The sequence below is a fragment of the Humibacter soli genome (genome assembly GCF_054779035.1).
Window position 1 is genome coordinate 1,137,784 of the sequence record NZ_BAAGYX010000001.1, and the last position, 11,886, is coordinate 1,149,669.

13 protein-coding genes are annotated in these 11,886 nt (G+C 66.9%); 7 read left to right on the forward strand and 6 right to left on the reverse strand.

The window, feature by feature from the left end; all coding sequences use genetic code 11:
* Position 1: 1 nt before the first annotated feature.
* The 5 genes from ACYVDN_RS05290 to ACYVDN_RS05310 all read left to right on the forward strand — a co-directional run bounded on the left by ACYVDN_RS05290 (position 2) and on the right by ACYVDN_RS05310 (position 5,672).
* Positions 2-658: a response regulator transcription factor gene (locus tag ACYVDN_RS05290; RefSeq protein WP_460569147.1), complete on the forward strand. Its 657-nt coding sequence runs from the start codon at positions 2-4 to the stop codon at positions 656-658.
* A gap of 109 nt (positions 659-767) precedes the next feature.
* Positions 768-2,126, forward strand: a complete 1,359-nt coding sequence (locus ACYVDN_RS05295) for an MFS transporter (protein WP_460569149.1) — start codon at positions 768-770, stop codon at positions 2,124-2,126.
* Positions 2,127-2,209: 83 nt separating this feature from the next.
* Positions 2,210-4,861 (forward strand): valine--tRNA ligase, encoded by a 2,652-nt coding sequence (valS, locus tag ACYVDN_RS05300; protein ID WP_460569151.1) that lies wholly within the window; start codon positions 2,210-2,212, stop codon positions 4,859-4,861.
* Between the two features lie 80 nt (positions 4,862-4,941).
* The gene (locus tag ACYVDN_RS05305) at positions 4,942-5,397 is read left to right on the forward strand and encodes a GNAT family N-acetyltransferase (RefSeq protein WP_460569153.1); all 456 of its coding nucleotides are present in this window, start codon (positions 4,942-4,944) and stop codon (positions 5,395-5,397) included.
* A 2-nt stretch (positions 5,398-5,399) separates the two neighbouring features.
* Positions 5,400-5,672: a hypothetical protein gene (locus ACYVDN_RS05310; protein WP_460569154.1), complete on the forward strand. Its 273-nt coding sequence runs from the start codon at positions 5,400-5,402 to the stop codon at positions 5,670-5,672.
* A 4-nt stretch (positions 5,673-5,676) separates the two neighbouring features.
* Here ACYVDN_RS05310 and ACYVDN_RS05315 read toward each other — a convergent pair whose 3' ends face one another.
* The 3 genes from ACYVDN_RS05315 to ACYVDN_RS05325 all read right to left on the reverse strand — a co-directional run bounded on the left by ACYVDN_RS05315 (position 5,677) and on the right by ACYVDN_RS05325 (position 7,437).
* A complete protein-coding gene (locus ACYVDN_RS05315) occupies positions 5,677-5,877 on the reverse strand; it encodes a hypothetical protein (protein WP_460569155.1) in 201 nt (66 codons plus the stop codon).
* Positions 5,874-6,512: an ArsR/SmtB family transcription factor gene (locus ACYVDN_RS05320; RefSeq protein WP_460569156.1), complete on the reverse strand. Its 639-nt coding sequence runs from the start codon at positions 6,510-6,512 to the stop codon at positions 5,874-5,876. Before ACYVDN_RS05320 ends, ACYVDN_RS05315 begins: the two co-directional genes overlap by 4 nt.
* A gap of 112 nt (positions 6,513-6,624) precedes the next feature.
* Positions 6,625-7,437, reverse strand: coding sequence for a methyltransferase domain-containing protein (locus ACYVDN_RS05325; protein WP_460569157.1), 813 nt, complete (start codon positions 7,435-7,437; stop codon positions 6,625-6,627).
* A 40-nt stretch (positions 7,438-7,477) separates the two neighbouring features.
* Here ACYVDN_RS05325 and ACYVDN_RS05330 point away from each other — a divergent pair, with 40 nt between their 5' ends.
* Positions 7,478-9,499 (forward strand): M3 family metallopeptidase, encoded by a 2,022-nt coding sequence (locus ACYVDN_RS05330; protein WP_460569158.1) that lies wholly within the window; start codon positions 7,478-7,480, stop codon positions 9,497-9,499.
* 19 nt (positions 9,500-9,518) lie between these two features.
* Here ACYVDN_RS05330 and ACYVDN_RS05335 read toward each other — a convergent pair whose 3' ends face one another.
* Complete coding sequence (locus ACYVDN_RS05335; RefSeq protein ID WP_460569159.1) at positions 9,519-9,707, reverse strand: hypothetical protein; 189 nt, start codon at positions 9,705-9,707, stop codon at positions 9,519-9,521.
* Between the two features lie 142 nt (positions 9,708-9,849).
* Here ACYVDN_RS05335 and ACYVDN_RS05340 point away from each other — a divergent pair, with 142 nt between their 5' ends.
* Positions 9,850-10,200, forward strand: a complete 351-nt coding sequence (locus tag ACYVDN_RS05340) for a hypothetical protein (protein ID WP_460569160.1) — start codon at positions 9,850-9,852, stop codon at positions 10,198-10,200.
* A gap of 34 nt (positions 10,201-10,234) precedes the next feature.
* Here the strand turns inward: ACYVDN_RS05340 and ACYVDN_RS05345 are convergent, their stop codons facing one another.
* Positions 10,235-10,660 (reverse strand): four-helix bundle copper-binding protein, encoded by a 426-nt coding sequence (locus ACYVDN_RS05345; RefSeq protein WP_460569161.1) that lies wholly within the window; start codon positions 10,658-10,660, stop codon positions 10,235-10,237.
* Positions 10,661-10,842: 182 nt separating this feature from the next.
* Positions 10,843-11,886: a S66 family peptidase gene (locus ACYVDN_RS05350; protein ID WP_460569162.1), complete on the reverse strand. Its 1,044-nt coding sequence runs from the start codon at positions 11,884-11,886 to the stop codon at positions 10,843-10,845.

Here is an 11,886-nt window from a genome sequence, read left to right on the forward strand (position 1 = left end):
CGTGACCGAGCCCCTCCGTGTGCTGCTTGCGGACGATTCCGTGCTGCTGCGTGAGGGGCTCATCCGCGTGCTCGAGGAGGCGGGCTTCGTCACCGCAGGCGCGTTCGGCGATGCCGACGCTCTGCTCACGGCAGCCGAGAGCGTTGCGTTCGACGTCGCCGTGCTCGACGTGCGCATGCCGCCGACGTTCAGGGACGAGGGCGTGCGCGCTGCATTGGCGCTGCACGCGGCGCATCCGTCCTGCGGCGTGCTGCTGCTCAGCCAGTACGTGGAGACCACCTACGCGAGGGAGCTGCTCGGCACCGGCGCAGGCGGCATGGGGTACCTGCTCAAAGACCGGGTCGCCTCTCTCGAGGAGCTGACGGATGCCGTCGTCAGGGTCTCCGCGGGAGGAACGGTGCTCGATCCCGAGGTCGTCGCCCAACTCGTCGACCGGCGAGCCGATCCTCTCGTGGCCCTCACCCCGCGGGAGCGCGAGACCCTTCAGCTGATGGCGGAGGGACGCACCAACGCGGCGATCGCCGATCGGCTGCACGTCGGCGTCGGCGCCGTGGAGAAGAACGTGTCGGCCATCTTCGTCAAGCTCGGCCTCGACGACTCCGGATCAGACCACCGCCGAGTGCTCGCCGTGCTCACGTGGCTCGACTCCGCCGGCTGATGACTCGACGCCGAGGAGTTCCACGGTGCTGGCATCCACAAGGTCGCGAACGTAACGCTGGAGGTAACATCCACCACCCGAGGCCACACAGGCACCACACTTGAAGCCCGTGACCGATTCCACAGCCATCGCCTCTCGAACAGCAGACCGGAACGCCTGGCGGGTGACCCTCGCCTCTCTGGTCGGCACGTCGTTGGAGTCCTACGACTTCTACGTCTTCAGCTACTTCAGCGCCGTGTTCAGCGCGGCCGTGTTCTTCCCGACCGAAGACAAGGTGGCCGGGCAGCTCTACGCCTTCCTCGTGCTCGCGACCTCCTATTTCGTGCGCCCCATCGGCGCGATCATCTTCGGGCACCTCGGCGACCGGATCGGCCGCCGCGCGACCCTGATCTGGACGATCGGCATCATGGGTGTCGCCACCACGCTGATCGGCCTTCTGCCCGGATACGCCACGATCGGCATCGCGGCGCCCATCCTGCTCGTGACGCTTCGGGTCATCCAGGGCATCTCGCTCGGAGGCGAGTGGGGCGGATCGATCCTGGTCGGCGTCGAGCACTCCACCGCGAAGCGCCGCGGCTTCTACGCCGCGATACCCCAGCTGGGCTCGCCGATCGGCACCATCGTGACCTCAGTGCTCTTCCTCGTGCTGAGCGCGACCCTGAGCCAGGCCGACATGGCGGCATGGGGGTGGCGGATACCGTTCCTGATCGCGCTCCCGCTGCTCGCCGTGTCGCTGTACCTGCGCATCTCGATCGATGAGACGCCGGTGTTCTCGCACCTCGCCACTGCGAAGAAGCTCGACAGGGTGCCGGTGCTCGACGTCTTCCGCCGACAGCCGGTCGCACTGATCGTCGCCATCGGCGCAGCGCTGCTCGGCATCGGCTCCTACGCGCTGATGAACACGTACACGACGAACTACGGGGTCACGTCGCTCGGCTTCGACTACACGCAAGTCTTCACCGCGACCACGATCGGAAGTCTGCTGCAGCTGGTGACCATCCCGCTGTTCGGTCTCTGGGCGACCCGGATCGGCTCGGCCCGCGTGGTCTGGCTCGGAGCGCTCACGACGCTGGTCATCGCGTTCCCGATGTACTTCCTGCTGCAGTACGCCACCTTCGGCATCCTCGTCGGCACCATGATCATCGGCGGCATCTTCCCGACACTCAGCTGGGCGGGTCTCGGCGGCCTGATGGCTGACATCTTCGGTCAGTCGATCAGGTACAGCGCCCTGTCGATCGCGTACGCCGTGGCTGCCGCCATCTCGGGGCTGATCCCGCTCGTGACGGATGCCCTCGGCCTCGCCACGCACGAAGCGTGGTGGCACCCTGGCGTGGTGCTGGCGATTCTCTCTGCGATCACGCTCGTCGCGGCGCTGGCGGCGGCATCCATCGCGAAGCGGCGGCGTGAAGACATCGTCGACTCCGACGATGTGCTCGAGTCGGAGCAGGTGGGGGCCGTCGCAGGCTGAACGGGGCTCCGGTAGACTGGCGGTCATCCCACACTCAGGCACCAGTTGACACGGTGCCGCACATACCGCAATGGAGTTCCGCCATGACCGACGTCCAGAAGAACGACGCCCAGCCCAGTTCAGACGCTTTCGGACGAATTCCTGACAAGCCGGCGCTCGAGGGGCTCGAGCAGGTGTGGGATGAACGGTGGCGCGCCGACGGCACGTATCACTTCCCGAGGGAGGCCGCTCTTCGCGACGGTCGCGGTGCCATCTACTCCGTCGACACCCCTCCGCCCACGGCCTCCGGCTCGCTCCACATCGGGCACGTCTTCAGCTACACCCACACCGACGTCATAGCCCGCTACCAGCGGATGCGCGGCAAGCACGTCTTCTACCCCATGGGCTGGGACGACAACGGCCTGCCGACCGAGCGCCGGGTTCAGAACTACTACGGCGTGCGCTGCGACCCGTCGCTGCCGTACGAGGCGGACTTCGTGCCGCCGTACGAGGGCGGCGACAACAAGAGCTCCCGCGCGGCCGACCAGAAGCCGATTTCGCGACGCAACTTCATCGAGCTGTGCGCGCAGCTGACCGTCGAAGACGAGAAGCAGTTCGAAGCGCTCTGGCGAGACCTCGGACTGTCCGTCGACTGGGCCCAGACCTACCGCACGATCGGCGACGAGTCGCTGTTCGTGTCGCAACTCGCGTTCCTGCGCAGTGTCGAGCGCGGCGAGGCGTACCAGGCCATGGCACCGACGCTCTGGGACGTCACGTTCCGCAGCGCCGTCGCCCAGGCCGAGCTCGAAGACCGCGACCAGCCGGGCGCGTTCCACACCATCTCGTTCCACGGCGACAGCGGACCCGTCGTCATCGCCACGACCCGTCCCGAACTGATCCCCGCCTGTGTCGCCCTCGTTGCGCATCCCAGCGACGAGCGCTACAAGCCGCTGTTCGGCAAGACCGTGCGCACCCCCGTCTTCGACGTCGAGGTGCCCGTGCTGGCCCACCACCTCGCCGAGCCCGACAAGGGCACCGGAATCGCCATGGTCTGCACCTTCGGAGACATCACGGATGTCACGTGGTGGCGGGAGCTCGATCTACCCACCCGCGCGGTGATCGGCTTCGACGGGCGCATCCTTCCGGAGCCCCCTGAGGCGCTGGCGACCGACGCCGCCAAGGAGGCGTACGCCGCGCTGGCGGGCAAGACCGTGTTCTCCGCGAAGCAGGCGATGGTCGAACTGCTGAAGGAGTCGGGCGACCTGCTGGAGGACCCGAAGCCCATCACCCACCCTGTGAAGTTCTATGAGAAGGGCGACCGTCCGCTCGAGATCGTCTCCACCAGGCAGTGGTACATCAGCAACGGTGCACGTGATGAGGCTCTGGCCGACCGGCTCGTCGAGCTCGGCAAGCAGATCGACTGGCACCCCGAATTCATGCGGGTGCGCTACGAGAACTGGGTCGGCGGGCTCTCCGGCGACTGGCTGGTGTCACGCCAGCGGTTCTTCGGCGTTCCGATCCCCGTCTGGTATCCGGTGGACGAGCAGGGCGAGACCCGCCACGACTCCCCCATCCTGCCGACGCGCGAGCAGCTGCCCGTCGACCCGACGATCGACACGGCGCCAGGGTACGACGAGTCGCAGCGCGGCGTCCCAGGCGGGTTCGTCGGCGAGGTCGACATCCTCGACACCTGGGCGACGTCCTCGCTGACGCCGCAGATCGCCGGCGGCTGGGAACGCGACCCCGAGCTCTTCGGCGCGGTGTTCCCGTACGACCTACGCCCGCAGGGTCAGGACATCATCCGTACCTGGCTCTTCTCCAGCGCGCTGCGGTCGCAGCTCGAAGAGGGTGTCGCACCCTGGGCGCACGCCGCCATCTCCGGCTTCATCGTCGACCCCGACCGCAAGAAGATGTCGAAGTCGAAGGGCAACGTGGTGACGCCCGCGGACATCCTTCACCAGCATGGCTCGGATGCCGTGCGCTACTGGGCGGCGTCGAGTCGTCTCGGCACCGACGCGGCGTTCGACCCGCAGAACCCGACCCAGATCAAGATCGGGCGCAGGCTCGCCATCAAGGTGCTCAATGCCGCGAAGTTCATCCTGAGCTTCCCGGGCGGTTCCGGCGAGGACGGCACCGCCCCGAACAGCGCCGAGGCGATCCGTGAGCCGCTGGACCGCAGCATGCTCGCTGAGCTCGCGATCGTGGTCGACGAGGCCACGAAGGCGCTCGACGGCTACGACCACGCGCGAGCGCTCGAACTGACGGAGTCGTTCTTCTGGACGTTCTGCGACGACTACCTCGAGCTGGTCAAGGAGCGCGCGTACGGCGACGGCGCGGGTTCGGCTTCTGCCGCGGCCGCCCTTCGGCTCGCGCTGTCGACCCTGCTGCGACTCTTCGCGCCGTTCATCCCGTTCGCCACCGAAGAGACCTGGTCGTGGTTCGAGAGCGGGTCGGTCCACCTCGCGACCTGGCCGACGGGGGATGCGCTCGCCGAGGCGGCAGGCGAGGCGACCCCGTTGGTCCTCACCGCGACGTCGAAGGTGCTCACGGGCATCCGGCGCGCCAAGACCTCGGCCAAGGCGTCGCAGAAGGCGCCGATCGCGCGTGCCGTTGTGACTGCTCCAGAAGAGGAACTCTGGGCCGTCGAACAGGCCGCTGCAGACATCCGCGCGGTCGGTCGCATCGCGAATCTCGAGTTCACGGCGGGCGACGAGGTGTCGGTGGATGTCGAACTCGGCGACGACGCGTCCGCATAGAGGTCGCCCGGGGGCCTCTGGGCGGATAGGTTTTAGATCACGGTGCGCATTCCGTCACCGGAATGTGGCAAGGGGGACTGATGGGAATCACGATTCGAGAGCCGGCTGACGGCGACTTCTTCAGCTGGCTCGCCCTCTACGAGGATTACGCGGCCTTCTACGGCCGAGCACTCACCGATCAGGGTGCGCTGCTCGTCTGGAGCTGGCTGATCGACCCTGCGTCGAGCGAACGCGGACTCGTCGCCGTCGACGACGAAGGCTCGCTGGTCGGACTGGTGCACTTCCACCAGGTTCCGAGGCCGCTGGACGGCGACCACGCTCTGCACATCGACGACCTGTTCGTGCTCGAGGAGCACAGGGAGCAGGGATACGGACGATCGCTGATCGAGGCCGTCGCCGCCAAAGCCGCGGAGAGCGGTGTCGGCATCGTGCAGTGGCTCGCGAAGCCCGACGACACGGATGCCCGCGCCTTCTACGACGAGATCGCCGACGCGTCCGAGTTGATCGTCTACCGTCTTCGCCGCGAAGAGCACTGACGATGCAGCTCGGGACACGCTGGCCGGTCGGAGGAACCACGCCGGAGAGCCTTCCCTCCGTCGTGAAGTCCGCTGTGGTGGCCGTCGAGGACGAGTTGGATGCCCTCGACGTCGACGCCTCGACGTGGCGTTGGACTCTCACTTGGCTCGAGGGGCGCCCCGTCGTCGAGCTCGACGATGGCACGGTCATCCGCTATCACCCTGGTGAGGACACGGCGACCGTGTCGCAGCCGGGTGGCGACGCCTACGGCGACGACGAGGATATCGCCGGCTGATCGGTCAGGGAAGCAGTTGGCTACGGGCGAAAGCCGAGCGCGCCGACTGCTGGTCGCGCACGTCGGCCTGCCTGCGATAGAGGTCTCGTCGTTCGGCGTCGAGACGCTCTCGCCGCTCTCCCCACGCGACGAGAGCACGGCCGAAGCGGATGACGGTGCGCTCGACGGCGAACCGGCGCGTGTTCTGAAGACCGATCGTGCTCATGACTTCTGCTCTTCTCCCCCGATGATCGGGAACGCGTTGAACTGGATCTGAACGGGACGAGCCCCCGCCGGCTGCTCGCGGTCGCGGTAGGCGATGACAACCTCGTCGAGGGCGGCGTAGACCTTGGCGGCGAACTCGGTGAGTTCTCCTGCGGTCATCCGCAGGTTCGACGTCGAGATGGAGCTCGCCGACATCCAGTCCTCCGACAGGATGTCGGCGCCACGCGACATGAAGCTGATGAGCGCCTCCTCCTGGCCACGGCGGAACTCGCGGTTGACCATGTCGTAGGCCTCGCGTCCCGCCGGGGTCTCGCTGAGCTCTGTCGGGTCCATCGAGATGCCGATCGGCGTTCTGCGCCACCATCGCTCGCGAGCACTGCCCTTGCCCTCGACCTCTTGCACGAAGTCGTGCTTGGCGAGCTGCCTGAGGTGATAGCTCGTGGCCCCGCTGGACTCGCCCAGCCGCTCCGCCAAGCCGCTCGCGGTGAGAGGGCCGAACTTCGAGAGCTCGTCCATGATGCGCACCCTCAGCGGGTGCGCCAGCACCTTCAGCGAGGCGAGGTCGACTCGTCGGTCAGTGGGTCGCAGCTGCGATGCCACATCGGCAGGCGGTCGCTCGTGCTCATCGGTTGTCATACTCCGATGCTATACATGCAACGCTTTCTTTGCAACCCTTATTTTGCAATTACTTCTTTGCAACAGCCTCTTTGCAACGGTTGCTTTGCATCCGCTCGCCGGGGCCGCCGCTTCACGCCTTCGCGATGATCTCCCCGTGCGTCAGCGCGATCCAGCCATCGGGCGCCGCCGCCCAGTCCCTCCATGCCTGTGAGACCTGATTGAGGTCCGAGATGGTCGCGTGCCCGCCCTCGATGGCCCTGGCGGCGAAGTCGGATTCCGTGGCGCGCTCCGCCCACGAGCCGCCCCACCACTCGCGCTCCGCCTCCGATGAGAAACACCACGCCGAGGCCGAGGTCTCGACGTGCTCGAACCCAGCCGCCAGAGCCCACGACTTGAGGTGACGCCCTCCGAAGGGCTCTCCCCCGCTGGTGCGCGCGGCGTCCTCGTAGATCCGCAGCCAGCTCGCCAACCCCGGGAGACCCGGATGCCACACCGTCGCGCCGTAATCGACGTCGCGTGCGGCAACGATGCCTCCGGGCTTCAGCACTCGTCGGAACTCGCGCAGAGCGGCCACCGGGTCGGCCAGGTGCTGCAGAACCTGGTGCGCGTGCACGACGTCGAACGTGTCGTCCTCGAAGTCGAGGGCATAGGCGTCGCCCACCTGGAACGTGACGTTGTGCAGATCGTTGTCGGCGGCGAGGCCGTTGGCGTTCGTCACGACCTGCTCCGAGGCGTCGATGCCGACGACGGTTCCCGGCTCCACGAGTCGCGCGAAGTCGATGGTGATCGTGCCGGGCCCACTGCCCACGTCGAGCACCCGCAGCCCCGGGCGCAGGTGGGGAACGAGGTAGGCGGCCGAGTTCTCCGCCGTGCGCCAGGAGTGTGAGCGCAGCACGCTCTCGTGGTGTCCGTGCAGGTAGCGCTCGTTGTCGTGGGATGCCATGCCGCAAGCCTAGGAACTCGACGCATCTAGGCTGAACATTATGACGACCAATCCGCTGCTCATCCGCAGTACTCTGCCGCACGGGCTCCCGCCGTTCGCTGAAATCCGAGACGAACATTACGTGCCGGCCTTCGAGCAGGCCTTCGCCGAGCAGCGCGAGGAAGTCGCGGCGATCATCGCGGACGAGTCCGACCCGACCTTCGAGAACACGCTCCTCCCCCTCGAGCGCTCGGGCCAGACCCTGCGTCGAGTGGCCGAGGTGTTCTTCAACAAGAGCTCTTCCGACTCGAACGACGACATCAGCGCCATCGAAGAGGAGGTCGCTCCGCTTCTCGCCGCTCACCAGGATGCGATCACGCTCGACCCGCTCCTCTACACGCGCATCCACTCCGTTCACGAACAGCTCGACGGTCTCGACCTCGATGACGAGTCCCGGTATCTCGTCGAGCGCTACTTCGAGGAGTTCACCCTTGCGGGCGCGGGTCTCGGCGAGGAGGACAAGGCTCGCCTCAAGGAGCTCAACGCGGAGCTCTCGACGCTGACCACCAGGTTCGAGAAGAACCTGCTCGCCGACACCAACGATCTGGCCGTGCACGTCGAGGATGCTGCGGAACTCTCCGGGCTGGAGCCCGCTGAGGTCTCGGCCGCCGCGGAGGCCGCACGCGAGCGAGGTCTCGACGGGTACTTGATCACCCTCGTGCTGCCGACAGGGCACCCGTACCTCGCTCGGCTGGTCAGCCGTGACGTGCGGGCCAGGGTCATGGCCGCCTCACGCGCTAGGGGTGCCCGCGGCGGCGAGTTCGACACCCGCGATCTGGTGCTGCGCATCACGGCGCTGCGGGCTGAGCGCGCACGCCTGCTGGGGTTCGCCGACCACGCCGCGTACGTCACGGCAGGGCAGACCGCGAAGACCCCGGATGCCGTCGCCGGCATGCTTTCCCGACTCGCACCGGCGGCCGCTGCCAACGCCACCGCCGAGAAGGCCGACCTGCGTCAGGAGGCGGGCCACGACATCGAGGCATGGGACTGGTCCTTCTATTCGGAGAAGGTTCGCGCGGCGAAGTACGACGTCGACACGGCGGCGATGCGCCCGTACTTCGAGGCGGAGCGAGTTCTGCGCGACGGAGTCTTCTTCGCAGCGAACCGGCTGTACGGCATCCGCTTCGAGGAACGCCCCGACCTGGTCGCCTACCATCCCGATGCCCGCGTCTTCGAGGTGTTCGACGAAGACGGCTCTGCGCTCGGCCATTACCTGAACGACCTCTACACGCGCGACTCCAAGCGCGGTGGGGCATGGATGAACGAGCTCGGCACGCGCACCGATCTGGTGGGCGGCTCGACCATCGTGGTCAACAACCTCAACGTGCCCAAGCCCGCTGAGGGAGAGCCGACGCTGCTCACCTACGACGAGGTCGGCACCCTGTTCCACGAGTTCGGACACGCGCTTCACGGGTTGTTCGCCCGAACCACGTACCCCAAGTTCGCCGGCACCGCCGTCTTCCGCGATTTCGTCGAGTTCCCCAGTCAGGTCAACGAGATGTGGCTGCTGTGGCCGGAGGTGCTCGACAACTACGCGCGTCACTACGAGACGGACGAGCGGATGCCGGCAGAACTGGTCGAGCGCATCCGGGCCTCCGAGGCGTTCAACCAGGGCTTCCTCACCAGCGAGTACCTCGCCGCAGCCATGCTCGACCAGTCATGGCACCGCATCGGCGCCGACGACGAGATCGCATCGGTCGAGGAGTTCGAGGCGGGCGCCCTCGCGGATGCCGGGCTGAATGATCCCGCCGTGCATCCGCGCTACTCGAGCACGTACTTCGCCCACACCTTCGCCGGCGGCTACGACGCTGGGTACTACTCCTACATCTGGAGCGAGGTGCTCGACGCCGACACGGTGGAGTGGTTCAAGGAGAACGGGGGGCTCTCGCGCGAGGGCGGCGAGCGATTCCGTCGGCGCCTGCTCGGAGTCGGCGGATCGAAGGACCCCCTGGCGGCCTACCGCGACTTCCGTGGGCGCGACGCCGTCATCGAACCGCTGCTGCACCGTCGCGGACTCAGCTGACCCCGGCTCGATCAGCAGTTCAGCGAGTCAGTGACATCACCGTCACGACAGCGATCAAGGTGCCGACGATTCCCGTCGTGAGGCCGAGGCAGAACCATCGTGCCCTGCCGCCGACCCGCTCGGGGACCGAAGGCAGCCCTGGCACGGCTCCTTCGCCGCTCTTCATCGTCACGGGACCCATCGAGCCGGGCCCGAGTCCATTGCTCATGACCCGACCATACGGCCTTCGGATCGCGTCGCCTATCGCTGACGCCGCCCGCCGTGTTTCGGTGTGTGACGACTCGAGATGTGCAGGCGGGAACGCCCCCGTACCCTGAACCAGTCGAACCTCACGATCAGGGAGCCGCATCATGACCATCCGTGCCGATCAGCACCACACCGCGGAATGCGTGTGCGAGCTCGGCAAGATGTGCGCGGACATCCGGCCCGGCCACGGCCTGCACGCCCTGCAGTTGCGGCTTGCGGCGGCAACGCCGTCGCAATGGCAGGACCTGATCGTCGCCGCGGTGCATGAGGACGGCTGGGTGGACGCCTTCACCATGGACGGAACCCCGATGGCGCTCTGGAACCACCGCGATCTCGCCGAAGTCGTCTCCCCCGGCGAGCCGGTGGCGCTGCACCCTTCCTACAACGTTCTCTCGGCGGGTTCTCGCAGGTTCAACGTGCTGCACCGGCCGGAGCAGTCTGCCGAGGTCGAATAGTCGACGAACCGGTCCGATCGTTCGGTTCAGAGGATCAGGCGGACTCCGCCGCGGCGAACATGTCCATCATCGCGCGGCACGCTGCGACGCACGTCTCGCACGCCATCTGGCACATGCGGCAAGTCTCGCTCATGGTTGCGTGATTCCCGCACTCGTCGGCGCAGGCGGAGCACATGGTCACGCAAGCCTGCAGCATCGCCTGCATCGAAGGCATGTCGAACCCGTTGGGACGCATCATCATGCGCATCATCGTGTTGCAGACGTCCGCGCAGTCCATGCACATCGACGCGCACTTGATCATGCCGTCGGCCATCGCATTGTCGGCGCACATGGTGCACGCCTGTTCGCAGGCCGAACACGCCTCGATGCAGCGCTGCATCGTCATCATGTCCATGGCCGGCATGCCGAAGGTGTCCATCGACATCGTGTGCATCATCTCGGCCGTCATGTTCGCGTCCATCGCATCCCCGTTCTCGTTCCGGCACCGTCGCCGTATGCGTGGACGGCACCGTCATCCGCGATGCTACGCGCACCGCACTGCCTCTTCCACGGTTGTGATGGCGACCGTCTTTGTGACCTCATGGCTGCGGGGACAGTGTGCTTCAGACGCCCTCAGGGGCGGTCATCCATGGACGGTCACAGTCAGACGACGGCGGGTTCGAGCAACCGGAATCGCCGGGCATCCGGGTCGAGTTCGGCGAGCACGTTGTTCGGCATCACGAACTGCGGGTCGGTGTGGCCGAAGTCGACGCCGATCACGACGGGGATGTCGCCTACGTCCCACTCCTCGAGTCGTTCGACCACGATGCGGTCGAGCTCGCGCACCTGGTCGGCCGTGTAGCCGCGGGGTCTGCCGATCAGTAGTCCGGCGATGCGGTTCAAGATTCCCTGGGCGCCGAAGTTGCGCAGCCAGTACCCCACCTGAGCAGGCGGCGGAACGTCTTCGGAGGTCTCAAGGAACAGCATCCGTCCCTCGAAGAACTCCGGCGAAGGCCAGAAACGTGTGCCGACCATCATGTCGAACACCTCGATCGAGCCACCGAAAAGTCGTCCGTTCCTCGGGGCCGAACCGCTCAGCCATCGCCAGCCGTCGTTCTTGCGCAGCCGATTCACCCTCGTGCCGTCCTGCTGACCCCAGTCCGGGTAGCCGGTGGCCCACCGCGGGTACGGCCGGTACTCGTATTCGGGCTGCGGTTCGAAGAGGATGTCGCGCACATGGCGCATCAGCCCCGGAAAGTTCGCCGCCTGGGCGAACCCCGCCATCACCGCCGGCCCGTTGAAAGTGACGAGCCCGTGCTGCGCGAGCCACGTGAGCTGCGTCGTGGTGTCGGAGTACCCGAGCAGCACCTTCGGATTCCGGCCGATCGTCTCCAGATCGAGATGGGGCAGGATTCTGATCGAATCGTCACCGCCGATCGCAGCGATCACGGCCGCGATTTCGGGGTCGGCGAAGGCCGCGTTCACATCCGCGGCTCGCGCCTCGGGGTCGAGCCACGCCTCGTGCGGAGACAACCTCGTCGACGGATATTCGACGGGGATCAGGTCGAGTTCGGACTCGAGCGTCTCGAGTCCCGCACGGTACACGTGCGGGAAGACGGTCGAACCGGGCCATGACGACGCGACGATGGCGACGCGGTCACCCGAACGAAGCCGCCGTGGCTTCACGACGGCAGGTTCGCTCGCCAC